The sequence below is a fragment of the Devosia sp. genome (assembly GCF_017744655.1).
Classification (GTDB): Bacteria; Pseudomonadota; Alphaproteobacteria; order Rhizobiales; family Devosiaceae; genus Devosia.
In genome coordinates this window covers 85,169-110,381 of sequence record NZ_JAGIAW010000008.1, presented here as the reverse complement: position 1 = coordinate 110,381, position 25,213 = coordinate 85,169, and the positions used below count along the sequence as shown (strand labels likewise).

The 25,213-nt window shown below is 60.9% G+C and carries 19 protein-coding genes; 2 read left to right on the top strand and 17 right to left on the bottom strand.

Features of this window, described 5'->3' with window-relative positions:
• Positions 1-175: 175 nt before the first annotated feature.
• The 10 genes from J7557_RS16110 to J7557_RS16065 form a co-directional block, all read right to left on the bottom strand.
• Positions 176-2,167, bottom strand: a complete 1,992-nt coding sequence (locus J7557_RS16110) for a methyl-accepting chemotaxis protein (RefSeq protein ID WP_291421061.1) — start codon at positions 2,165-2,167, stop codon at positions 176-178.
• A gap of 207 nt (positions 2,168-2,374) precedes the next feature.
• On the bottom strand, positions 2,375-4,693 hold the full coding sequence (locus J7557_RS16105) for a methyl-accepting chemotaxis protein (protein ID WP_291421060.1): 2,319 nt from the start codon (positions 4,691-4,693) through the stop codon (positions 2,375-2,377).
• Positions 4,694-4,793: 100 nt separating this feature from the next.
• Entirely contained in the window at positions 4,794-6,197 is a 1,404-nt protein-coding gene (gene ahcY, locus J7557_RS16100; RefSeq protein ID WP_291421059.1) for an adenosylhomocysteinase, read from the bottom strand.
• Positions 6,198-6,285: 88 nt separating this feature from the next.
• On the bottom strand, positions 6,286-6,792 hold the full coding sequence (locus J7557_RS16095) for a DUF2937 family protein (protein WP_291421058.1): 507 nt from the start codon (positions 6,790-6,792) through the stop codon (positions 6,286-6,288).
• Positions 6,793-6,833: 41 nt separating this feature from the next.
• A complete protein-coding gene (locus J7557_RS16090) occupies positions 6,834-8,654 on the bottom strand; it encodes a glycosyltransferase family 2 protein (RefSeq protein WP_291421057.1) in 1,821 nt (606 codons plus the stop codon).
• Positions 8,655-8,664: 10 nt separating this feature from the next.
• Positions 8,665-9,309 (bottom strand): acyl-homoserine-lactone synthase, encoded by a 645-nt coding sequence (locus tag J7557_RS16085; protein WP_291421056.1) that lies wholly within the window; start codon positions 9,307-9,309, stop codon positions 8,665-8,667.
• Positions 9,310-9,608: 299 nt separating this feature from the next.
• Positions 9,609-10,325, bottom strand: a complete 717-nt coding sequence (locus J7557_RS16080) for a LuxR family transcriptional regulator (RefSeq protein ID WP_291421055.1) — start codon at positions 10,323-10,325, stop codon at positions 9,609-9,611.
• 114 nt (positions 10,326-10,439) lie between these two features.
• The gene (locus J7557_RS16075; protein ID WP_291421111.1) at positions 10,440-11,432 is read right to left on the bottom strand and encodes an Hsp33 family molecular chaperone; all 993 of its coding nucleotides are present in this window, start codon (positions 11,430-11,432) and stop codon (positions 10,440-10,442) included.
• Between the two features lie 170 nt (positions 11,433-11,602).
• Positions 11,603-12,535, bottom strand: a complete 933-nt coding sequence (gene argF / locus J7557_RS16070; RefSeq protein ID WP_291421054.1) for an ornithine carbamoyltransferase — start codon at positions 12,533-12,535, stop codon at positions 11,603-11,605.
• A 182-nt stretch (positions 12,536-12,717) separates the two neighbouring features.
• Positions 12,718-13,917 (bottom strand): aspartate aminotransferase family protein, encoded by a 1,200-nt coding sequence (locus tag J7557_RS16065; RefSeq protein WP_291421053.1) that lies wholly within the window; start codon positions 13,915-13,917, stop codon positions 12,718-12,720.
• 365 nt (positions 13,918-14,282) lie between these two features.
• Here J7557_RS16065 and J7557_RS16060 point away from each other — a divergent pair, with 365 nt between their 5' ends.
• A complete protein-coding gene (locus J7557_RS16060; RefSeq protein ID WP_291421110.1) occupies positions 14,283-14,855 on the top strand; it encodes a GcrA family cell cycle regulator in 573 nt (190 codons plus the stop codon).
• A 66-nt stretch (positions 14,856-14,921) separates the two neighbouring features.
• On the opposite strand, the gene J7557_RS16055 is transcribed toward J7557_RS16060, so the two are convergent.
• The 6 genes from J7557_RS16055 to cfa all read right to left on the bottom strand — a co-directional run bounded on the left by J7557_RS16055 (position 14,922) and on the right by cfa (position 20,008).
• On the bottom strand, positions 14,922-15,194 hold the full coding sequence (locus J7557_RS16055) for a hypothetical protein (RefSeq protein ID WP_291421052.1): 273 nt from the start codon (positions 15,192-15,194) through the stop codon (positions 14,922-14,924).
• Between the two features lie 159 nt (positions 15,195-15,353).
• Complete coding sequence (locus J7557_RS16050; RefSeq protein ID WP_291421051.1) at positions 15,354-16,556, bottom strand: beta-ketoacyl synthase; 1,203 nt, start codon at positions 16,554-16,556, stop codon at positions 15,354-15,356.
• Positions 16,553-16,882 (bottom strand): phosphopantetheine-binding protein, encoded by a 330-nt coding sequence (locus J7557_RS16045; protein ID WP_291421050.1) that lies wholly within the window; start codon positions 16,880-16,882, stop codon positions 16,553-16,555. The genes J7557_RS16050 and J7557_RS16045 overlap by 4 nt, the downstream gene beginning before the upstream one ends.
• Before the next feature lie 191 nt (positions 16,883-17,073).
• Positions 17,074-18,228: an SGNH/GDSL hydrolase family protein gene (locus tag J7557_RS16040; RefSeq protein WP_291421049.1), complete on the bottom strand. Its 1,155-nt coding sequence runs from the start codon at positions 18,226-18,228 to the stop codon at positions 17,074-17,076.
• Complete coding sequence (locus J7557_RS16035; protein WP_291421048.1) at positions 18,225-18,794, bottom strand: TetR-like C-terminal domain-containing protein; 570 nt, start codon at positions 18,792-18,794, stop codon at positions 18,225-18,227. Before J7557_RS16035 ends, J7557_RS16040 begins: the two co-directional genes overlap by 4 nt.
• Before the next feature lie 95 nt (positions 18,795-18,889).
• Positions 18,890-20,008 carry a cyclopropane fatty acyl phospholipid synthase gene (cfa, locus tag J7557_RS16030; RefSeq protein ID WP_291421047.1) on the bottom strand — a complete coding sequence of 373 codons (1,119 nt, stop codon included), beginning with the start codon at positions 20,006-20,008 and terminating at the stop codon, positions 18,890-18,892.
• A gap of 147 nt (positions 20,009-20,155) precedes the next feature.
• Here cfa and polA point away from each other — a divergent pair, with 147 nt between their 5' ends.
• Positions 20,156-23,077 carry a DNA polymerase I gene (gene polA, locus J7557_RS16025; protein ID WP_291421046.1) on the top strand — a complete coding sequence of 974 codons (2,922 nt, stop codon included), beginning with the start codon at positions 20,156-20,158 and terminating at the stop codon, positions 23,075-23,077.
• Positions 23,078-23,080: 3 nt separating this feature from the next.
• On the opposite strand, the gene J7557_RS16020 is transcribed toward polA, so the two are convergent.
• On the bottom strand, positions 23,081-25,162 hold the full coding sequence (locus J7557_RS16020; RefSeq protein ID WP_291421045.1) for a DUF87 domain-containing protein: 2,082 nt from the start codon (positions 25,160-25,162) through the stop codon (positions 23,081-23,083).
• Positions 25,163-25,213 lie beyond the last annotated feature (51 nt).

The window sequence follows — 25,213 nt, the reverse complement described above, 5'->3', positions numbered from 1 at the left end:
GGGACGCGGTTTCTCCGCGTCTTGCCCAAACCGATGTGCCCCCGCACTTTTCGAGCTATGGCCGTCCATCCACGTCTCTGGCGTCCAATAAGGCACGAACACGGTAAAAATTCCGCTACCGCCCAAAAGCGAAAGGGGCCCAGAGGCCCCTTTGCAAACCATATCCTGGTTCGGATCAGAACTCCGACCAGTCTTCCTTGAGGGCCGCACTGCCTTGGGTGAGGTAGGCGGCAGCAGCGGCCTTTACCTTGGGCTGAGCCTTGGTCGGCGCAGGCCGGGCGGCAGTGCCGGGACGGGCGTCGAGCGCAAAGACATCGACGATACGGTCGAGTTCGCTCGCCTGGTTCTCGGTCTGCTCGATGGCAGCATTCACCTCTTCCACCAGCGCGGCATTGTGCTGGGTCATCTCATCCATCTGGCGGACGGCGGTATTGACCTCGTCAATGGCCGAAGCCTGTTCGCGGCTGGCGCGGGCAATGTCATCGAGCAGCGTCGTATTGGCGCGCAACGCATCCATCATGGCGGTCAGCTTGCCCGCGGCATCGGCCACGAGTTTCGAGCCGGTGCCGACTTCCTGCGCGCTCTGCTCGATCAGGGCCTTCACTTCCGAGGAAGCGTTGGCGGCCGATTGCGCAAGGCGCCGCACTTCGACGGCGACCACCGCAAAGCCCTTACCAGCTTCACCGGCACGCGCTGCTTCCACCGAGGCGTTGAGTGCCAGGAGATTGGTCTGGAAGGCGATGTCGTCGATCATGCCAATGATGTTGGAGATCTTCGACGAAGACTGGGTGATCCGCTCCATGGCCGAATTGGCCTCTTCCATCACCGCGCCGCCTTCTTCGGCGGAACGCGTGACCAGACCCGCCTTCTGGCTGGCATCGGCCGCCTTTTTGGCGTTTTCGGTGACGGTCTGAGCCAGTTGTTCCATCGAGGCCGAAGTCTCTTCGATGGTTGCAGCCTGGCGCGTGGTGCGCTCGGAGAGGTCGTTGGCGCCGGAAAGAATTTCACCAGTCGCGGTTTTGAGCGTGCCCGAGGTGCCGCGCAACTGGCCGACGATATCGGTCAGTTTGTCGGCGACGGCATTGATGTCGGTCTTCAATTTGGCGAAGGCGCCGCGATGCTCGCCCACCATGCGATGGGTAAGATCGGTATTGGCGAGCGCGGAGAGCACGGAGCCGGTTTCCGTGAGGCCGTGATCGACGCTGTCGACGAGGCGATTGACCGAATTGGCGAGATCGTTGAGCTCTGCGTCCGGGAACTGTGCCGGCACGCGCTGAGAGAAATCGCCCTCGACCGCGGAATTGACCACGTCGCCGAACGAGCGCTGCAGTTCCACCATCATCTCCTGACGGGCTTCCTGGTCACGAATGATACGCGCGGCCTCCGCTTCGGTCATCTCGGCAACTTTCAGGCCATTTTCGCGGAAGACTTCGACGGCGCGCGCCATGGCGCCGATTTCGTCCTTGCGGGTCATGCCGTCGATGACAGTCTCATAGGCGCCGTCAGCGACCTGCACCATGGACTTGTTCAATTCGACCATGGGCTTTGCAATCGAACGGGCGACGAAGACGCCGACCACCAGGATGGCCACGATGATGGCAAGCGTGATGCCGCCGCCTTCGAGTACCGACTGCCAGAAGATCGCATCCACCTGGTTGAACAGAATGCCCGACGCAATGCTCCAGCCCCAGGGCTCGAAACCCTGCGCATAAGACACCTTGTCGGCTTCGCCGCCTTCGGGCTTCTTGAAGAGATAGGTCTGGAACGCCGAGCCATGGGCTTTGACGTTCTCCACCATTTCCTTGATGTAGAGGGCCCCGCGGCCGTCCTTTTCGATGGAACGATCCGAGCCCTGCTTTTCGGGCTTGGTCGGATGCATCAGCATCACGAGGTCATAGGTATCGACAAAGAAATATTCGTTGCCCTGATAGCGCAGGGCACGCAGCGTTTCGAGCGCCAGGGATTTGGCCTGGTCTTCGGTGAACTCGCCGGCCTGGGCGCGATCATAAAAGCTCTGCACGGTCGAGACCGCGGTCTGCACCACGCTCTGCAATTCCGTGCGCTTGAACTCTTCGAGGTTCATGCGCTGGTTGTAAAGCTGATAGGAAACGACCCCCATCATGCCGACAGCGAAAATTGCCAGCAGGAAATAAAGCCGACGCGACAAACTACCCGTAACCCAACCCAACACTTGGGGTCCCCTATTCAATGCACCCTAAGCTGACGGCATTCGCAACGGCAGTTCGGTGGTTCCTACACCAGTAAAAATGCGTGGTTGTGATTAAGCGGGCGTAAAAGATGTCCCCAAGCGGAAGTTATTTTCCGCCAAAGAAAAAGGGCCGCGTGCGGCCCCCTTCCGTCATGCCCAAAGTTCTCAGAACTCGGACCAGTCATCCTTGAGGGCGGCATTGCCCTGGCTGAGATAGGCCGAGGCCGCGGCCTTGACCCGCGCTACCGGCTTTGCCGGCTGGCGTGGTGCGGCCGCCTGTGCCCGGGCCACCCTGCCCTCTTCGATCTGGAACACGTCGACGATGCGGTCGAGCTCGCCGGCCTGGTTCTCGGTCTGCTCGATGGCGGCGTTGATCTCTTCCACCAGCGCCGCATTGTGCTGGGTCATCTCGTCCATCTGGCGGACAGCGGTATTGACCTCGTCAATAGCCGAAGCCTGCTCGCGGCTAGCGCGGGCGATGTCGTCGAGGAGCGCGGTATTGGCACGCACCGCTTCCATCATTGCCGTGAGCTTGCCCGCGGCATCGGCCACGAGTTTGGAACCGGTGCCGACTTCCTGCGCGCTCTGTTCGATCAGGGCCTTCACTTCCGAGGACGCATTGGCCGCCGATTGCGCGAGGCGCCGCACTTCCACGGCGACCACGGCAAAACCCTTGCCCGCCTCGCCAGCCCGCGCGGCTTCCACCGAAGCGTTGAGGGCGAGCAGGTTGGTCTGGAAGGCAATATCGTCGATCATGCCGATGATGTTGGAAATCTTGGCCGAGGACTGGGTGATGCGCTCCATGGCGTCATTGGCCTCGCCCATCACCACTGTACCATCCTCGGCCGAGCGCGAGACCATGCCCGCCTTCTGGCTGGCATCGGCCGCCTTCTTGGCGTTTTCAGTAACGGTCTGGGCCAGTTGCTCCATCGAGGCAGAGGTTTCTTCGATGGTCGCGGCCTGGCGCGTGGTGCGCTCGGAGAGGTCGTTGGCCCCGGAGAGGATTTCGCCGGTGGCAGTCTTGAGCGTGCCCGACGTGCCGCGCAACTGACCCACGATATCGGTCAGTTTGTCCGCCACGGCATTGATGTCGGTCTTCAATTTGGCGAAGGCGCCATGATGCTGGCCATTCATGCGGCGGGTCAGGTCGGTATTGGCCAGGGCCGAAAGCACCGAAGCGGTCTCGGTCAGGCCGTGATCGACGCTGTCGACGAGGCGGTTGACGGAATTGGCGAGATCGTTGAGCTCGGCGTCCGGGAACTGGGCCGGCACGCGCTGGGAGAAATTGCCATCGACGGCGGCGTCGACCACGTCGCCAAAGGCGCGCTGCAATTCCACCATCATCTGCTGCCGGGCCTCGGAATCGCGGATGATGCGGGCCGCTTCCGCTTCGGTCATCTGGGCGACCTTGAGGCCATTTTCGCGGAACACTTCCACCGCGCGGGCCATGGCACCGATTTCGTCCTGGCGTTCGGCACCCAGCACTTCGGTATCGAACTGGCCATCGGCCACCTTGCCCATGACGCTGGTGAGCCGGGCGATCGGTTGGGAAACCAGCGAGCGCAGCACCAGCCAGATGACCAGAACCGACAGTAGGGTAACGAGGACGGTGACGCCGAAGAGAATTGTGCGGGCCTCGGTCAGCGGCGCAAAGGCGGCAGCCTTGTCACGATCGATGCCGACATACCATTCAACGCCCGGAAGGCCCGGAATGGGCGCGAAGCTGACGAGAACCTCGGCGCCGGCAGCGCTGGCAACCACTGGCTCGGCCGAGAGCGCCGGCGCCGTGCCGTCAAAGGCATCGGCAAGGGTCTTGCCCACGAGTTCGGGATTGGCATGGACGAGGATGGTGCCATTGGCGCTGGCGAGGAAAAGCTCACCTTTGCCGCCGAGATCAACTTCGGCCAGCATGGCGACGATGGCGGCGATGGAGAAGTCGGAGGCGACGACGCCGGTCACCTGGCCATTGACCGAAACGGGCGTGGCAAGAGACACGATCAGATCGCCCGAAGAGGCGTCGGCATAGGGCTCGGTGAGCACAGTGCCACCCGCCGCGACAGCGTCCTGATACCAGGGGCGCACGCGCGGATCGTAGCCTTCGGGCAGTTCGTTCGCCGGAAAGGTGTCGAATTGGCCGGTGGCGGCGTGACCGAAATAGGTCGAGATGAAATTGTTGATATAGGTGTCGCGGTTAAAAGTTTCCGAGACATTTTCGCCGACCGGCAGCTTGGCTACCGACTGCATGGCGGCCTCGATCAAGAGGGTACGGCCGCCGAACCAGTTGCCGACCGAGCGGGCGGTCGAGGAGGCGACGCTGCGCAGATCGGCTTCGATATCCCCTTCGAGCCGGCGGCTGTCGCGCCAGTCCTGATAGAAGGCAAAACTCGCCATGGTGACGAGAACGATGCCGATCGTTGCGATCAGCACCTTGGCCGCGATGCTCGATCGCATGGCGGAAAGTGGATTGGAAAGAAAACTGCGCATGTCGCCCCCGACACTGAAATATCGGGGGCAAGCTGCACGATTAAGGTAAATTTCCCATAAAAAGCCCGAAAATGCGGGCTTTTCGATGGGTGTCAGGGGCTTAGTAGCGATACTCGTTCGACTTGAACGGGCCGTTCTCGCTGACCCCGATATAGTCGGCCTGAACCTTGGAGAGCTTGGTCAGCTTGGCGCCGAGCTTGGCCAGATGCAGTTCGGCGACCTTTTCGTCGAGATGCTTGGGCAGAACGTGCACCTTCTTTTCGAGCTTTTCGCCATTGGTCCAGAGTTCGATCTGGGCCAGGGTCTGGTTCGAGAACGAGGCGGACATGACAAAGCTCGGGTGACCCGTGGCATTGCCGAGGTTCACGAGACGCCCTTCGGACAAGAGGATCAGGCGCTTGCCATTGGGCTGTTCGATGAGATCAACCTGCGGCTTGACGTTGGTCCACTTGAAGTTGCGCAGACCCAGCACGTCGATTTCGTTGTCGAAGTGGCCGATATTGCAGACGATGGCCATGTCCTTGAGGTTGCGCATGTCGTCGACCATCAGCACGTCACGGTTGCCCGTGGCGGTGACGACGATGTCCGCGCGGTGCGCAGCTTCCTCGAGGGTGACAACTTCAAAGCCTTCCATGGCGGCCTGGAGAGCACAGATCGGGTCGACTTCGGTGACGAGCACGCGGGCGCCGGCGCCACGCAGCGATTCAGCCGAACCCTTGCCCACATCGCCATAGCCGCAGACGATGGCGACCTTGCCGGCCAGCATCACGTCGGTGCCGCGACGGATGGCGTCGACGAGCGATTCACGGGTGCCGTACTTGTTATCGAATTTCGACTTGGTGACGGAGTCATTGACGTTGATGGCCGGGAACGGCAACTCGCCCTTGGCGTGGAGCTGGTAGAGGCGCATCACGCCCGTGGTGGTTTCTTCCGAAACGCCGCGGATGGCGTCCTTGATCTTCCCGAAGAAGCCGGGGGTCTTTTCGAGGCGACGCTTGATCGTCGCGAAGAAAATTTCCTCTTCCTCATTGCCGGGCTTGGCGAGGACGGCAATGTCCTTCTCGGCCTTGGCGCCGTTGAGGATGTACATGGTGGCATCGCCACCGTCGTCGAGGATCATGTTGGGGGTGAGGCCATTGCCCCAGTCCATCATGCGGTCGGTAAAGTCCCAGTATTCTTCGAGCGTTTCACCCTTGTGGGCGAAAACCGGAATGCCGGCGGCGGCGATGGCGGCAGCGGCATGATCCTGGGTCGAAAAAATATTGCACGAGACCCAGCGCACTTCGGCGCCGAGGGCGACCAGTGTCTCAATGAGCACGGCGGTCTGGATGGTCATGTGCAGCGAGCCGGCAATGCGGGCGCCCTTGAGCGGCTGGGCGGCGGCGTATTCCTCGCGGATCGCCATCAGACCCGGCATTTCGATCTCGGCGATCTGGATTTCCTTGCGGCCGAAATCGGCCAGCGAAATGTCCCTGACCGCGTAATCGGTGGCTGGACTGGTCATGTTCGGTCTCCGGAAGGATTTTGGTTGATCTTCCTATACGCAAGCCGAGGGTCGTATTCAACCGAGGATATAAAGGTATGTTTATGTCTTATGAACGGTAATAGACCCGCCGCCGCCGAAATGGCAGGGCGCAGAAGCGGATGAGGGCGGAAAGGAGAAGATAGCCGACGCCGAAGCCGGCGGCGGCATAAAAGAGCCCTTCCATGGTAACGGGCACGGCCGGCTGGTAGTTTTCGAGCGTCCTGCGGCCGATATCGGTATCGAGGAAGGCCGGCAGGTTCCTGAAGCGCTCGATGGGATCGGCGCCCTGGATCTTCTGCAGCGTTTGGCTCAACTGGTCGTAGCGCACAAAGGTGCGCTCCATGCTCTCGCCGCGATCGGCAAGGAAGGTGTCGCTGGACGCCTGGTAGCGATCAAGCGCCCCTTCCCGATCCAGTCCTGCCTCTTCGGCGGCATGGTCGAAATCGGCGGTAACGATGCGCAATTCGTCCACGGCGCCGCCGAGGCGCTGGGTATATTGCTGCGCATATTCGGGGAACTGGCTCAGCATCACCGCCAGCCCCACTCCACCGACACTAGCCAGCATGCGCCGCATATTCTCACCCTCCTGCCGCACCGGGCAGTGTGCCCGAGCCGCTATTCGGCGGCAACCTGCCGCCCGCTGGTGTCAGAAACGGGGCGATGGGCCGTCTTGATCCAGTCAAAGGGATTTAGGGTTAAATCAACGAGAGCTCGCAAGGTCGCCCAGGCCACGGCGATCCAATAGACCGGTAGCAAGGCCTGGAATGACAAGAGCTGTGTCTGACCGGTGCGGACGAGCCCAAGGATGTGGATGGCAAAGGCGATGCCATAGCCGAAGGCAAAGACCGAGAGGCAGCTCGCCGTCCACAGATCGAGCCGCAGCAGCTCGACATGACCGGTGACGAGGGCAAAGAGGCAGCTGAGCATGAAGCCGGTATGCAGAAGCGGTGACAGGATCATGCCGAAAACCACGATCTCGAACACCAGGAACCGCCACCAGCCCAGTTCACGAACCAACTGGCCGGGATGACGGTTATGGACGAGCACGGTCTGCATCCAGCCCTTCATCCAGCGCCGCCTTTGTCCCATCCAGACACGCAGATTTTCCGGCGCATCCTCAAAAGTCGCGGAACTGCTGGTGCCGCAACTGAGGCCCCGCCGCGCCAGCCGAACCCCGAGATCGGCATCCTCGGTGACATTATAGGCGTCCCAACCGCCGGTCGCGCGAAGACTGGCAAGGCGGAAATGATTAGAGGTGCCGCCCAGCGGCATCACCATGTCCCAGCGCCCTAAGGCCGGGAGAAAGACCGAAAAAAGCGCGGCGTATTCACCGGCGAAGAGAGCCGGCAGCGCCCCTTTATGCCCATTGGCAATCACCAGCCGCGCCTGGATGCAATGGAGGTGCGGCGCCCGGCGGAACTGGTTGACCACCTGGCGAAGCTGGCCCGGTTCGGGGCGGTCCTCGGCGTCGAAAACGACGACGAATTCGCCGCGGCAGAAGGGCAAGGCGAAATCGAGCGCCTTGGGCTTGGTCAGCGGCAGGGCATGGGGCACTTCCACCAGCGAAAAACGCGCATCACCCAGGTGCCGGCGCACCGCGTCCACCGTCCGGGGCGAGCGCTGCTCGACGACGAAAATGATGTCGAGCCGATGGGCGGGATAATCGAGCGCCATGAGGCCGCGGCAGAGCTGGTCGACCATGTCGGCCTCGTCGCGCAGCGGCACGAGCACCGAATAGAGCGGCAGGTCCTGCGGTTCGACGCGCGCTTCGGGCGCGGTAAGGCGATTGGGCATGAAGATGGAGGCGAGGCGAATGAGCGCCGGCAGCAGCATCACCGTGGCCCAGGCAGGCATGGCCCAGGCGGGCGCGAGATAGGGCAGAGCCAGCAGCGTCGCGACGAGAACCAAAACCAGCGTGCCGAAAGCAAGGCGCACGCCAAGGGTCAGTTCGAGGCTGGCCGTGGCAGTGGGCCAATGCCGCACCAGCCCCTGCCGCGCCGCAACAAGCAGGTCGGGCGCCGCCTCGGCGGCGAGATATTGGCGCAGGGCCGCGCCCGGCACGATGCAGAGCCGCCGGGTCAGCGCCGGGTCGGTATCGTAGAGCGCGCCCAATCGCATGAGCCCATTGAAGTCGGGCGCGGCATAGGCGACCTCCTCGCCCATCGTCGTCGCCCGCACGAAATGCACATCGGCAAGGCGCTCGATCCGCAAGGGCCCGGCCGAACTGCTGCCGGCGGGAATGACATCGAAATAGGTGAGCCCGCAAGCCACCGCGCCCCGCTCGAGCGCGGTGCCGATATCGATATTGAGCGAAAAGGCGGCATGGAGGAGCGGATCGACTTCGGTCAGCAGTGCCTCTTCGAGGAGGTGCCTTGCCGTTGCATCGTCACCGTCCGGCCCGACAATGGCCCGCATGAGCTTGAAGGCGCGCGGCATGGCGCTGCCGTCAGGCCGTCAGAACCCCGCTCCGGCCTCGTCGCAGCGCAGAGGCCGGGATGAGCGCATGGCTCATCCCGGTGGCCCGCCGCACATTGTAGAGGGCCTGCTCGGAGACCTCGATCCAGGCGGCGACAGTGGCCTTGCCGTCGACCAGGGCTGGTGCTCCGAGCGGGGTAATCCTCCAGCCCACGCTGGTGCCGTGCTCCACCATGGACAGAGAGGAAACGAAGGTGATGAAGGTAAAGCCCTCAGCGAGGGCATATTCCATCATCGCGCAGAAAAGAGCTGCAGACTCGGGTGCGCGCCGCCGGCCTTCGCGTCGATCGGGACGAACATAAAAGCGCGTCCAATCGGCCCCAAGCGAGGGATCGGCGGGGAGGTCTCCAAGCACAAGCCCGTGAAAGACGGTCTGCAGCAAGTTCGGTCTGTTGAGCGGGGTGATACGCGAGCCGCCAACGAGTTCGTCGCCATCAGTGAGCAGGATATGGGTTGCGTCCGCATTGTCGAAGTCATCGACATCGCGCCCATCGGGCCGACGCAGGTCATTCCACCCCTGAAGGTCAACGAAAATCTTGTGACGCAGGCGGTAGTTCTCCTCGAGAAGTGGAGGAGATTCGCCGCTGATCGGCGCGCGGATGATATGCACTTGCATTACCTTGCCCCCAAAGCTGCCTGCATCGTTGCAAGCATTTGGCACGGCGGTCACGCGGCTGAAAATCGGCAAATCTCCCAATAGCCAGCGGCACATTTCCGGCGAGAATACGCAGCTTTTTTTCTAGAATTTGAGTCGGTGCAGAACGCACAAAGGCGCTCTCCAACCAGGCCCGACAAAAGGCAAGGGCTTGGATTCAGCGCTGAGGGAGTTCCACACTCGATTGTCATCCCGGCCTTCGCCGGGGTGACAGCCAGAGTGTGATGAGGTCAGACGTGCCGCAGCGTTGCGCGCACGCCCTAAAGAACGATCAGCTTCTGGCGAATGGCTTCCACGACGGTATGGAGGCGATTATTGGTGCCGAGCCGTCTTTGCGCGTTTTCGCAATGCTGATTGACGGTCCTGAAACTGAGGCCCGTGATATCGGCAATTTCCGAGGCGGTCTTGCCTGCCGCGACCCATTTGAGCACCTCGGCTTCGCGCGGGGTGATGAGCCGCCGGACGGGGGTGCGGTCCATGGTATTGAGAAAACGTAGCCGTCCATGCGCATAAAGCGCCAGCATATGCAGTTCGAGGCGCTGCTTTTCATCGAGCCAATCGGTCCGCCCGACGAGCGAAACCACGCCCTGCATGCCGCCTTCGAGATGGACCGGCACGCAGAGACCCTCATCCATGCCGAAATCACGCGCCTCATCCATCACGCGCCGTGCCGAAAAGTCCTCGGCCCGGTCATAGGGCGCCGCCGACCAATCGAAAGGCAAGGTGGTGGCAAAACAGTTGCGCGCCACGGGGTCGACATCGACATAGCCGAGCTTGGTATAGCGCTGATACCACTCGTCATCCCAGCCCGAGAGCAGCACGAAGGGACGCACGTCCATGCCGCGATCCGGCAGGCCGGAAATGATGAAGCGTTCAAAGCCATATTCACGAATGGCGTCAAGCACCACCGCATGAATGCCTTGCTGGCTTTCCTGATTCTGCAGGGCCTCGATCGTCAACATCAGGTCGGCGTTCATTTGGATGCAGCTCCCCCTGCGACCCATTGTGACACAATTTTGCCGAGGCTCGAAAAAAATTCAAGTCGAGCGCCGAAGAATAGATGTCAAATATATCTTCGGCGCCCGAACGTTTTAGTGCTTTACCTGGAACTGATGCGGGTTGAACCGGTAGGCAGACGAGCAAAACTCGCAAACCACTTCGATTTCGCCATTGACCGCCATATCCTCGCGTTCTTCATCGGAGAAATTATTGGCGAGCATTTCCTCGATCCGGTCGGCCGAGCAGGTGCAGCGCTCTTCGAGCGGCATGGGCGGAAACACGCGCACGCCGGTCTCGTGGTAAAGCCGGAACAGTAGCCGTTCGGGCGAGACTTCGGGGTCTGCCAGTTCCACATCCGCGACGGTCGCCAGCATGGAGCGCGCTTCGGCCCAGCCATCGGCTTCCTGGAAATTGGGGTCGGTGTTCTCGAAATTGCCGTCGCCCGGCAGGTCGGCCATGCGCACGAGACCGCCTTCGGGCAGATGCTGGATCAGCATGCCACCAGCGCGCCAGCGGGGGCGATGATCGCCCTTGGTCGACATCTGCGCCACAGCCAGACGCACCTGGGTCGGGATCTGCTCGGACTGCAGGAAATAGGTATGCGCCACTTCTTCGAGGCTGTTGCCGTCGAGCGCCACGATGCCCTGATACCTCTCGGTATGGGCGCCCTGGTCAATGGTCATGGCGAGATGTCCCTTGCCGAGCATTTCGGCAGGGCTCGTGCGGCCTTCCTCGGCCGCCTTCAGCACCATGTCATGGTCGAAGCGGGCATAGCCGCGCATGCCATCGGGCGCGTCGAAATCGACGACGATGAGGTTGACCGGACCATCGGTCTGGGTCTGGAGGATCAGCCGGCCCTCGAATTTCAGCGACGAACCGATCAATGCCGTCAGCACCACTGCTTCGCCGAGGAGGCGCGCGACGGGAGCGGGATAATTGTGGCGCGACAGGATGGCGTCGAGCGAGGCACCGAGATGCAGGATGCGGCCACGGGTATCGAGCTTTTCGAGGGTAAAGGGCACCACGGCATCGTCGCCGGACTCGGGGCGATCAAGGCCCATGGCGGAAAGGAAGCTGTCAGTCATGGTCGTCGGTTCCGTGGTCATTCAATCAGGCTTTCGGGTGAGGCTACGCCCCGGGAGCGAAACGCGCCACTCTCCAATCCTGCAAAGCGCTCATGTCCGCCAAAGCGGAAATCCCCGCTTTCGCGGGGACAACACTAAGCAAGAGAGGAACGGCGGCGCGAAAAACGCGCCTAGTTCGTTTCAACCCCGAAGGCCCAGCACAAAATGGCTTTCTGGGCGTGGAGGCGATTTTCGGCCTCGTCGAACACCACCGACTGGGGACCATCGATCACCTCGTCGGTCACCTCGTCGCCGCGATGGGCGGGCAGGCAGTGCATGAACAGGGCGTCTTTATTCGCCAAGCTCATCAAATTGGTGTTCACCTGATACGGTTTCAAGACCCGGCGGCGCTCGGCGGCGTCGACGTCGCCCATCGACACCCAGGTATCGGTAATAACGAGATCGGCGCCCTCGACAGCCTCGCGTGGATCCTCGATCAGCTTGGCATATTTACCGGCCCGGGTGATGTCCTGCATCAGGTCCTTTTCCGGGCTATATTCATCGGGCGTCGCGATGGTCAGTTCGCATTCGAAGAGCTCGGCCGCGTTGACCCAGGAATGGAGCACATTGTTGCTGTCGCCTACCCACGCGATCTTGGCCCCGCGAATATCGCCGCGATGCTCTTCAAAGGTCATGAGATCGGCCATGATCTGGCACGGATGCGCCCGGCGCGTCAGGCCGTTGATGACGGGCACAGTCGCTGCTTCGGAGAGTTCGAGGAGATCGGCATGGGAAAGGATGCGGATCATGATGGCGTCGACATAGCGGCTCATCACCTTGGCCGTGTCGGCCAGGGTTTCCTCGCGCGAAAGCTGCATTTCCTGGCCGGAGAGCATGATGGTCTCGCCGCCCAGCTGGCGCATGCCGACGTCGAATGAGACGCGGGTGCGGGTCGACTGGCGCTCGAAGATCATGGCCAGCACTTTGTCCTTGAGGAGCTGGGGCCGGTCGCCATCCTTGAGGCGCGCCTTCAGCGCCCCTGCCTGGGAAAGCATGCCGCGCAGTTCGGCATAGGAGAAATCATCGATGGAAAGAAAATGCCTGGGGGTACCGGTCGTTGACATGGGCCGGGTTCCTTTTGTGACGCTTATGAAATTGGAGCGGCAGCAGCCGCGGTTCTAACACTCTGCCTGAAGGGCATGTCTCCAGAAAGTAGTTAACGCTTTCCGAAGACACGCGACTTAGCGAGGCGGAGGGAACAAACCGCGTCGGCGACGCCCAAAATGATAAAACGTCAACATGACAATCAGCTCGCAGCAGGCGCCGCAGCCGCTTCCGCCTCGATGGCATCGAAGGCCGCCGAGATTTTCGCCATCGCCAGTTCGATATCGGCCTCGGAGACGATCAGCGGCGGCAGAAGACGCAGCACATTGTCGCCCGCGCCGATGCAGAGGAACTGGTGATCATCGCGCAGACGCGTCACCATATCCCGCACAGGGGTCGAGAGCTTGATGCCCGCGAGCAGACCCTTGCCGCGCAATTCCAGCACATAGTCGGGATATTTTTGTGCGAGCTGCTGCAGGTGCCAGGCAAGGCGCTGGCCCATGGCGTTGACATTGTCGATGAAGCCGGGTGCCAGGATCCGGTCCAGCACGGCATTGCCGACGGCCGTCGCCAAGGGATTGCCGCCATAGGTGGAGCCATGCGTGCCGGGCACCATTGAAGCGGCAACATCGCCCTTGGCAAGGCAGGCGCCGAGCGGGAAGCCGCCGCCGATGGCCTTGGCCACAGCCACGATATCGGGCGTGATGCCACTCCATTCATAGGCAAAAAAGCGCCCGGTGCGGCCAAAGCCGCACTGCACTTCATCGAGAATGAGCAGCATGTCGTTGTCGTCGCAAAGCTTGCGCAGACCCTGCATGAATTCACTGGACATGGCGGTTACCCCGCCCTCGCCCTGCACGGGCTCGATAAGGATGGCGCAGGTTTCGGGCGTGATCAGCGCCTTGACGCTGTCGAGGTCCCCGGGCTTGGCATGCTTGAAGCCGGGCGCCGGGGGACCAAAGCCCTGGAGGTAGTCCGGATTGCCGCCGGCAGCGATGGTGCCGAGCGTCCGCCCATGGAAGGAGCCGGAAAAGGCGATCACTTCATAACGCTCGCCCTGGCCCTTGGCCCAGAAATAGTGCCGCGCCGTCTTGATGGCGCATTCGAGCGCTTCGGCGCCGGAATTGGTGAAGAACACCGCATCTGCAAAGGTCGCATCGACGAGCCGCTGCCCCAGCCGTTCCTGCTCGGGAATAGTGAAGGTATTGGCCGTGTGCCAGACCTTGTCGGCGGCAGCCTTGAGCGCGCTGACGAGATGCGCGTCGCCATGGCCCAAGGCGTTCACCGCCACGCCCGAATGAAAGTCGAGATATTCTCGTCCATGCTGGTCAAAAAGGCGCATGCCTTCGCCGCGCTCGAACGAAACTTCGGAACGGGCGTAGGTGGCATAGAGCGCAGACATGGATTTCTCCCCTTTCAGCTTCGGGAGGTGGGATCAAAAAGCGTGGCAAACCTGCCACACAAATCAAAAACGCGCCCCTCAGGCAGCGCGTTTGGTGGGAAGAAATAGGCGGTTTTTACCCGTTAAGTCAACGCTCTCGGGCCCAAGTGACTGATTTGACTCAAGGATTGTTAGCGTAAAATTAACCACTGATTTTTGGGGGGAAAATGCCCCCGACTCTTGATCCCGATTCCTGCGATGTCGTAGTGTCTAACTCGTTGGGGAACACGAGATATCGTGTGGCGGACCCACTCAGCATACGAGCTGTAGAGTCGAAAAGGCTGCCAGGCCACTTTGGCGGCATGAGAGAGGATTCTAAGTTGACGATGGTTACCGGAGCGCAACCCAATGGCTGGACCGACGAGCGTGTCGAGCTTCTGAAGAAGCTCTGGATGGAGGGCCTGAGCGCCAGCCAGATCGCCGGCGAACTGGGCGAAGGAGTCACCCGCAATGCCGTTATCGGCAAGGTGCACCGCCTGAAACTTTCGGCCCGCGCCAAGCCCACCAATACCACGCCGCGCGCCCGTCCGGCCCCGCGCCAGGCGCCGCGTCGTCCTTCCGGCCCCAGCATTTCCGCTGGTGTCAGCTCGATGGCCGCCGCTGCCAAGCCGCGTCCGTCGGTGATGCCGCGTCCGCAGGTCATGGGCGCCACCGCCCTCGCCATGTCGCCGCAGATGGAAGCCGAGCTCTATGTCGCCCCGGCGACCCAGGAGCTGTTCATTCCCGAGGACAAGCGCCTCTCGCTGCTGCAGCTCAACGAGCACACCTGCAAGTGGCCGATCGGCGATCCCTTGAGCAAAGATTTTTATTTCTGTGGCCAGCACAGCCTCGAAACCGGCCCCTATTGCGAATTCCACTCGCGCCGGGCCTACCACCAGATCGACAAGAAGAAGCGCTGAGATCAGCCGCTTCACCAAAAACAAAGGGCGCCGTGCGGCGCCCTTTTTGTTTCTGGTCAGTCAGTTTCAAACGGCGTTGGACGTTTGCCGTTCTTCTGCCGGATCGCGTCCGACCACCACCGGCAGCCCATGGCGTTCGGCGATAATGCGTCGTCCGAAATGGGTGAGTTTCAGGCCCTGAGGCGTAATCTCGGTCAGGCCATGAAAGCAGAGGGCGCGCTGTACCAGCCACTCGACGCGCTTTTGCGGCTCGACGGTCATTGCCATCATGATGATGTGTTCGGTCAACGTCAGTTGGGACCAACTGATCCGCTCAGCCTTTTTCTGAAAGAATGCCACGTCCTGCTCCGCAACGGCACCAAGGATGAGTGGCAAACGTGCGTTTGTCCGGGTGGTTGCGCGGCAAATTCGTTAGAATATTGAGCGGGTCGGGTTCCCGCAGAAAAAAGGGCGCTCCGAGAGCGCCCTTTTTGCAGATCTTTTGTCCGACGCCTTGCCTCAGGCGGCCGAGAAGACCAGCGAGCAGTTGATGCCGCCAAAGGCGAAGGAATTGCTGATGCCGATCTTGCCCGAAATCGGCTGAGCCGTGTTGGGCACGCAATTGATCGGATGCATGGCCGGGTCGGGCTCGAGGAAATTGATCGTCGGCGGAGCAATGCCTTCGTTGAGCGCCTTGACGGTCACGATGGCTTCCACCGCCCCGGCTGCGCCGATGAGATGGCCATGGATCGGCTTGGTCGAAGACACGGCAAGGTTGGGCAGGTTTTCGCCAAAGACCAGCGACAGCGCCTCGGCCTCCGCCACGTCATTGGCGATGGTACCCGTACCATGCGCATTACAATAGGCAATGTCGGACGGAGCGACCTCCGCATCGGCAAGAGCCCGGCTGATCGCCGCAGACGAGCGCATGGGATCAGCGCGTAGCAGGTCCTTGGCATCGCTCGTCGTGCCGTAACCACGCAGCATACCCACGATCGGCGCACCACGCTCCTCGGCCAGATCAAGACGTTCCAGCACCATGACACCGGCGCCTTCGCCCATCATCATGCCGTCGCGACCCTTGGAGAAGGGGCGCTGGGCCGTGGGGGTCAGCACACGCAGCATTTCCCAGGCCAGCATGGACGATGGGATCACCATGGCTTCCGAACCACCCACAATGGCGCGGTCGACAATGCCGGCGCGGATCAGTTGCAGCCCAAGGCCAATCGCCTGGGCCGATGACGAACAGGCCCCTGCCGTCGCCAGCAGCGTGCCGGTAATGCCGAAAGCCATGGCGACCTGGCAGGCCGCCGCATTGGGCATGATCTTCGGGATCGCCATCGGATCGCCGCGCGTGCCCGAGGTGAAGGACCCATACATGGAGGCGGTGGTTTCGATGCCACCGATGCCCGTGCCGATGATCAGCGCAACCCGGTCACCCCACTCGCGGGGTTCGGCCCTGGCTGCCTCGATGGCTTCCCGCGCTGCCACGATGGCAAGTGCGGAGAACCGATCAAGCGTGCGCGCCTGATTGGGCGTAAAATGGTCCGCCATGTCAAAGGGCGCACGCGCCGCGATCTTGACGTGGCTGCGAGCGAACTCGTCTCCCTCCAGCCGGGAAACCTTGGGGTCGCCATCGCGCGCTGCCTGCCAGAGCGCATCCACGCCCAGGCCGGCCGCGGTGACAGCCCCCATGCCAGTAATGGCGACCGGTACGCTCACTGTGCAGCCTTGGGTGCCGTCGCGGCCGAAGCCGGCTCGGCGGTCTTGATGCGCGCGACGAGCAGATCGAGCAGTTCGGAGAGCGTATTGACCGTGCTCAGTTCGCCGTCGATCGGTAGATAGACGCCGTATTTTTCCTCGACACCCATGAGCAACATCACCACGTCGAGCGATTCAAAGCCGAGCGAACGGAAACTGGCTTCCGGCACCAGCTTTTCGCGCTCGACATTGCGTTCGGTCATGATGAGCTGGATGATTTCTTCGCGCAGCACGTCGTCGGACGGCAGGGCGCGGGGGGTAGAAGCGGGGGTACCCGTTTCGCTCATGATAGCTCCTCAAATAAATCCGGCTCAGCCCCAGTCGTGGGAACCGTAAATGCCAAGGACTCAGGCATATATATCAGCGGCAACAAACGCCTCGATCACAATACTGTCGCCGGGTGCGTCCACACGGTCAATAGGCTGGTGACGAAGTTACGGCAAGCAGAACTCGGCGCCGTTAGCCGCGAATGCCTCAGCTATTCGCCCCTTCTAGAAAAAACGCCCGCAAAGGCTTTCTCGGCGAACCGACGCCCGATGAGTTCATGCGCAGCCGCGTCGGGATGCAGCGCATCGGGCAGGGGAAGCCGCGCACTGTCATCGGCACCATAGAGCTCGAGACCGTCGAGATAGTGGATTTTGGGATCGCTGACAGACCTTTGCATCACGATCTCCTGCATTTTCTGGCGAATGGTGACGAGCGTCAGCTTGCCCTTGGGCACCTCCTCCGCTTTGCCTTCCGCCCGGAACAGCAACCGGCCCTCGGCCAGGGCGGCAAAGTCGAACTGGCAGGGGCCGGGCGTCGTCTCATGGATCGGACAATAAATGGGGGACACCACCACCAAGGGCGTCTCTGGATGCCCCTCGCGGATCGTATCGAGAAAACCGTGTAGGGCCGAACCAAAGGCGCGCATCCGCATCACGTCGGCATTGACCAGATTGATTCCCATCTTGACGCTGATGAAATCGGCCTTGGCGTCGCGCATAGCCCGCGCCGTGAAGGGATCGAGGAGAGCATTGCCGCCAAAACCCATATTCACAAGGTCGACCCCACCCAGCGTCGCGGCCACTGCCGGCCAGATGCCGGTGGGCGAGGTGGCGTTAGAACCCTGGCTGATGGAACTGCCATGGTGGAGCCAGATTTTTCCGGGCGCGACCGGTACAAGATCGGCATCCGCCCGCAGCGCCACCAGCTCAACCATTTCGTCATGCGGCAGCCAGATTTCGACGAGTTTTTCCCGCTCTGGCAGGCCTTCGAAGCGCAGCACCTGCACCTCGCCCGGCTCTAGCAGCATGGATGGCGGCGCCATGCCGATGCGCATCACACGCCCGCCGAGCGCACCTCGTTGCTGTGTCAGTTCGCCATCGACCCGCAGATCGAAAACCCCATCCGGTCGCGCCGGCATGCCGGTATAGACGCGCTTGGTCGGCAGCACGTCCAATTCGATCACGCTCGCCGCCGTGCGGAATTTCAATCGGATACCCGAAGGCTGCCGCTCGGCCATGGAGAAGCCGGCATCCTCGTTCTGCCGCCGCGCCTTTGCCGGCAGGCGATGCGGTTGCAGGCCCATTTCGGTCCGCTCCAGCTCCTGCGCGCCGAAAACCAGATCGGCGGTAATGGCAAAATTCTTCATGTCGTCTTCCAATTCTTGAATGTCACATCGAGCGCATCGAGCCCGCGCCGCCAGGACTGACCGGGCTCGGGCTGGCTATGGGCAAAACTGCCGCTACGCTCGAGCAGCGAAAAACCCAGAAAAAAAGAACCGAGCAGCCGCACGGCATGTACCTGGTCCGCCTCGGAAAGCTCATAGCCGCGCAGAGCCGCCAGCATGGTCCGCGCCAGCCGCGGGCCACCGCTGCCGGCCGCCTGCTCCGCCGAAAGCGGAAATCGCGCCGCCTCAAAGAGACCCGGATGCTCCCCGGCAAAGCGCCGATGCGCCTCTGCCAAGGCCACCACGGCCTCTTTCCCCGCGCGACCCGCCACGGCCGACTCGGCCCATTTTGCCAGGAGATCGAGCGCCAGCAGGGCGACGCCGGCCTTGAGGTCGTCGGAATTACGCACATGCGCATAAAGGCTGGCGAGTTTTACGTCGAACTGGCGGGCCAGCGCCGCCAGCGTGAGGGCGGCAAATCCCTCGCTGTCGGCAAGGGCGGCGCCTGCCTGGATCAACTTTTCCCACGAAAGTCCCGCGCGCGGCATAGTGGTTTCCTAATGATATTAGTTTTTTGCCTAATATCATTAGTTTTATCGGAATGACAAGCGGCTACCGTCACACCCAAGGGGCGACGAGAATGTCAGCGAATGCTGCGATATCCGCCCGCGACGCCATTGGGCGAGAGCACCAATTGCCAGAGATTGATCCTGCGGGCGCGGAACATGGCGGCAAAACTCGAGAGGTAGTAGCGCCACATCCGCCGGAACCGCTCGTCATATTTCTCGCCCCTCAGCGCCGGCCAGGCGGCGTCGAACTTGTCGCGCCAGGCGAGCAGCGTCCGGTCATAATCGGCGCCGAAATTATGCCAGTCCTCCATGACGAAGAGGCCTTCCAGCGCCTTGCCGATCTGGGTGACGGAAGGCAGCATGCCATTGGGAAAAATGTACTTTTCGCTCCAGGGGTCGCCATGGGTCGTCGAAAGATTGCCGCCGATCGTGTGAAGCAGGAAAAGCCCATCGGGCTTGAGGAGGCGCGCCGCCTTTTCGAAATAGGCGCGATAATTCTTGTAGCCCACATGTTCGAACATGCCGACAGAGACGATCCGGTCGAACTGCCCCTCGAGCGCCTGATAGTCGAGGAGCCTGGTTTCGACCGGCAATCCCTTGCTCCGTTCATTGGCCAGCGCCGCCTGCTCCTTGCTGACCGTCACACCGAGCCCCGTCACGCCATAGCGCTCCGCCGCGAATTTCAGCAGCCCGCCCCAGCCCGAGCCGATATCGAGGATATGCATGCCGGGCGCGAGGCCGAGTTTTCGGCAGATGAGGTCGAGCTTGGCCTCCTGGGCCGCTTCGAGATCGGCCGCATCGCGCCAATAGCCGCAGGAATAGATCATGCGACTATCGAGCATGGCGGCATAGAGATCGTTGCCGATGTCATAGTGCTTCTCCCCGACCTCGGTCACCCGCAGGCGCTGGAGATTGAGCAGGTGCCCCTTGGCGAGGCTCCACATCACGGCCAGGTCCCTAGGGAAAGCATCCTGGACATTGCTGCTGACGAGGCGGAAGAGGAACGCGTCGAGCGCCTCCGCATCCCACCAGCCGTCCATATAGCTTTCGCCCAGCCCCAGCGTGCCATCGCGCAGCAGCCGCGCCCATAGTCGCTCATTGTGAACCTGCGGCGACCACGGCGCGGGGCCGTTGATTTCCATACCGATGGCCTTGAGCCGGTCGGTGACGAAGTGCTTGGCAGAACTGGACATGGCAACACCAGAAGGGGTCGGCAAGGCCACAAGGTTAACTCCATCGTCGATTAACGATCAAGCCCTCGCACAAGCCACGCAAAATCCGGGTACCCTATTTGTTCCCGACCCTTTAAAGTCCCGCCCGGACTGAAAGGGAATCGTCTCATGCATCTGCTGCTCGTCGACGGCTCGGGCTATATTTTCCGCGCCTTCCACGCCTTGCCGCCGCTCAGCCGCAAGTCCGATGGCCTGCCGGTCGGCTGCGTGCAGGGGTTCTGCAACATGCTGTTCAAGCTAACGCAGGACATGGACGCCGACGAAGCGCCGACCCACATGGCCGTCATCTTCGATGCCAAGGGCAAGACTTTTCGCGATGATTTGTATCCCGATTATAAAGCCCAGCGCCCACCGGCGCCCGAAGAACTGGTTCCGCAGTTCCCCCTGACTCGCTCGGCCACCCGCGCCTTTTCCATTCCTTCCATCGAAATGGAAGGCTGGGAGGCCGACGACATCATGGCCACCTATGCCTGCATGGCGAAAAATGCCGGCTGGAAGGTGACCATCGCGTCTTCCGACAAGGATCTGATGCAGCTCGTCGAGCCCGATGGCTCCATCCGTCTCCTCGACACCATTCCCCGCCCCGGCCAGCCGCCCCTGCGCTGGATCGGCCCCGATGAAGTCTTCACCAAATTCGGCGTCACCCCCGACAAGGTCATCGACGTGCAGGCGCTTTGCGGCGACTCTGTCGACAACGTCCCCGGCGTGCCCGGCATCGGTGTCAAAACCGCCGCCGAACTCATCAATACCTATGGCAATCTCGAAACGCTCTTGGAGCGCGCCGGCGAGATCAAGCAGAACGCCCGCCGCGAAAAACTGATCGCCAATGCCGATCTTGCGCGCATTTCCAAGAAGCTCGTGACGCTCGAGCAAAAGGTCCCGGTCGAAATCGACCTCGATGGCCTCATCCGCCAGCCCATGGCGCCTGCGGCCCTGTTCCCCTTCCTCAAGGCGATGGAATTCGCCACGATCACCAAGCGCCTGGCAGCGCTGCTCGAAGCCAATCCCGATGACTTTGAGGCCGATCCCGAACTCAAGGCCGGCGCTGCCGTCCCGGTGCCCGGTGTCCCGCAAAAATCCGCCAGCCTTTCGGTCGCGAAAGCAAAGCTTGCCGCCAATGTCGTGCCCGGCTCCGGCCCCGCCCGCTTTGCCGCCGAAGAACATGCGCGTATCAAGGCCATTCCGATCAATTACGACGACTATGAAACCGTCTCGACGCCCGAGCGTCTCGCCGCCTGGGTCGCCAAGATCGTCGATACCGGCCTCGTCGCCATCGACACGGAAACCACCGGCCTTGATCCACAGACCGCCGATCTCGTCGGCATCTGCCTTTCCACCAGGATCGGCGAAGGCTGCTACATCCCCGTCGGCCACGCCCTTGCCGGCGACCTCCTCTCCGGCGGCGGCCTCGTTGAAGGCCAATTGCCCATTCGCGACGTCCTCGAAGCGCTAAAGCCGGTGATCGAAAGCGCGGCGATCCTGAAGATCGGCCAGAACGTCAAATATGACATGGAGATTTTCTGGCGCTACGGCATCGACATGGCGCCGATCGACGACACCATGCTCATGTCCTACGCGCTCGACGGCCCGCAATATAATGGCCTCGACGTGCTCGCCGACCATTGGCTCAATCACAAGACCATCACCTTTTCCGAGCTTGCCGGCACCGGCAAGGCGCAGAAAACCTTCGACCAGCTCGATATATCGGCTGCCGCCCGCTATGCCGGCGAAGACGCCGACCTCACGCTGCGCCTCTGGCACATCCTGAAGCCGCGCCTTGCGGCGGAAAACGCCACGACGCTCTACGAAACCCTCGAACGTCCCCTCGCTCCCGTGCTCGCCCGCATGGAAGCGCGCGGCATTACCGTCGATCGCCAGATTCTCGCCCGCCTCTCGGGCGATTTTTCCCAGCGCGCCGCCGCCTTCGAGGCGGAAGCCCATGAACTCGCCGGCCAGAGTTTTAATCTCGGCTCGCCAAAACAGCTCGGCGAAATCCTCTTCGACAAGATGGGCCTCGAAGGCGGCACCAAGACGAAAACCGGCGCCTGGTCGACCGGCGCCGATGTGCTCGAAGACCTCGCGCTCAAGGGCATTCCCCTTGCTCGCACCATTGTCGATTGGCGCCAGCTCACCAAGCTCAAGGGCACCTATACCGATGCCCTCCCCACCTATATGAACCCGCGCACCGGCCGCGTGCACACGTCCTATTCGCAGGCCAGTGTGCTTACCGGGCGCCTCTCGTCAAACGATCCGAACCTCCAAAACATTCCGGTCCGCACCAGCGATGGCCGCAAAATCCGCACCGCCTTCGTCGCTGCACCTGGCAAGACACTGATCTCGGCCGACTATTCCCAGATCGAGCTGCGCGTCCTCGCCCATATCGCCGATATCCAGGCGCTCAAGGACGCGTTCGAAGAAGGCCTCGACATTCACGCCATGACGGCCTCGGAAATGTTCAACGTGCCCGTGGAAGGCATGCCGAGCGAAGTGCGCCGTCGCGCCAAGGCTATCAATTTTGGTATCATCTACGGCATTTCCGCCTTCGGCCTTGCCAACCAGCTCGGCATCCCCCGCGGCGAAGCCGGCGACTACATCAAAACCTATTTTGAGCGCTTCCCGGGCATTCGCGACTATATGGACGAGCAGAAGGTCAAGGTGAAAGCCGACGGTTTTGTTACGACCATCTTTGGCCGCAAAATCCAGTTCCCCAATGCCAATTCCGGCAATCCCAGCGAACGCAGCTTTGTCGAACGCGCCAGCATCAACGCCCCCATCCAGGGTTCTGCTGCCGACATCATCCGCCGCGCCATGATCCGCATGGAGCCGGAACTGAAAAAGGCAAAAATTGACGCCGACATGCTGCTGCAGGTCCACGACGAACTGATCTTTGAAGTGCCGGAAGGCACGGAAGATCAGGCGATTCCGGTGATCAAACGGGTGATGGAAGGCGCAGCAGAACCGGCGGTGCGGCTAACCGTGCCGATCCAGGTGGACGCACATGCGGCCAAGAATTGGGATGAGGCGCACTGAAAGCTAACTTGCGTCAAGTTTTGCCTGGTCGAATTCACGCCGAAGAATTATCGGCCGGGAAGAACGTACCCCTTTACCGTAAGCAAGGAACTCATATCTACCAAGATTGGGTATCATCCGCGCATGCTGGCTACTGTAGACACTGTCTAGGAAGGAGAGGCTGGTCTGATCTATCAAAGTATGCGTCAAAAAGGTGTTGCACTGAGACAGGATAGTCTTGCTAACCAAGGCAGTTCGTTGTGACAGCACAAGCAGACCGACACCGTACTTCCTGCCCTGGAGCGCTATCTGGCCAATGCGATTGACTACGCCCTGTGTGTCGAAGTCAAAACCAGCCCCTCCGGTCTCAGGGATGATTGTGTGCGCCTCTTCAAGCACTATCAGTACCTGTCGCTTCCCCCTATTTTCCTTAGCCCAGCGCATTATGGCGGAAAGATACATTTCTGTGATGCGTAGGGTGGCACGAGTGTTCGTGATTTCGGCAAGTTCGAAGATTGCTAAGTTGCCATGCGACATCAGGTAGTCAGCCACCTGCTTTTCGGTGGATTCTCGCAGACCATCCAATGCCTCGTCCAATGCTTTCCTTTCTTTCTCGGCCTTGAAGGCGCCATAGTCCACCGCGCGCATCTTCTGCTCTATTTCTTGAGTTTCCCCTCCGCTTGGACCGGGGAATGAGGGAGAGCAGTCTGCGAGTCGCCTAGCATACTGACCTGTAAAATCCACACAAAAGACTTTGACGTCTCGCGAGACCGCCTCTCTTACAATGTCTAGAGCGAGCTCGGTCTTGCCGGTACCTGTAACTCCCAAAATTGCAGTGTGATAATTGATCAGGTCGTCGATTTTCGCGGCGACCGCCACCCCTGTTTCAGGCACGTTTGCCAATGCAAATTCGCGGTTCGTAAAGGTCGGCGCTGGCAATTGAGGTGTTGCCGCCCAAAATACCGGCGCATTCATTGACGGCAGCCAAGAGAACTTCTCAAATCCAAGTGCAGCATCGTAGGCACCGATTTGGCTCGCCATCACGATATGTGTGCCTCGCGGGTTGCGATCAAAACTCTCCTCAGAGGTCTCCGCATCCAAGATTTGATAGAAGACTATTCGCCCCTGCATGAGCAGAAATACCACTCCCCCCTGCGCGAGTGGCGAGGTGCTTGCCACTTCGAAACGCACTAATCCAATCGAGGAGTTCTCAACAACGAAGCCAACCAGTGTTGCACCGTTCATGCCACTATGTTTGCTTAAGAAATCTTTGGTCAGCTGTTCGTCGTGTGTTGAAATGACAGTCTGTGGCTTGATCTGAAACGGCACCTGCGGCTGAGCTATACACAGTCCAGTTCCAAGAATTTCAGCACCATTTACTTGGGAGAACAGAGCCACCACGTAATGCTGGCTTCCATCGGCCATGGCGGCGAGATGTAACCGATTCGCCTGCCATGTCTCAGTGGACGATAGGCTAACCCTCACTATATTTGGATCGTCTACGCGTATGACTGCCCCAACAGCCTCCAACGGCATCGATTTAGTCTCAAGCTGAAAATGTTTCCAAATTGGGAATAGCTTTTCAATTGGACGACCAATAACAAAGAAGACCCAAAGTGCAACCAGCCAGGAGATCCCCCCGAAATCTGGCTGATAGCCACCAATAACACTCACAAGTACTGCGGGCGTAAAGATCAGCTCCCCTTTCCCCATTGCAGCAGAGAGCCGAGCGGCAGCCGCCCCCGTCGCGCTTCGGCTGTCATTCGAGAGCGAAAATAGGGCTACCAGCGCCACAGCAATCAGCAGGAGCACGTAGCCGAATGCGACCCAACGCAGCACTTCGAGGGCACCTATGAACGACTGGGTCTGCGAGACGTCGATCGTCCAATACAAGACTGCCGCCGCCGCACCCGTTGCTAGCGCATCTCTTGGAGGCACAAACCATGGCGATGAAAGTAGATTTAAGAACCACATTGAGAGTGCGGCTATCAACCATGCACTCTGTAGTGCGCCAGTAATTTGGAACTGCCGTCCCACGATCACGTAGGCCGCATAGGCCAATAGTGCATTTCCAATCAGAACGATGACTCGTTCCTTGATTGTCAATTTGCTTTCCATGTATCCCCCTGCTTGTGAACTTAGCATCAAGCAAATGGA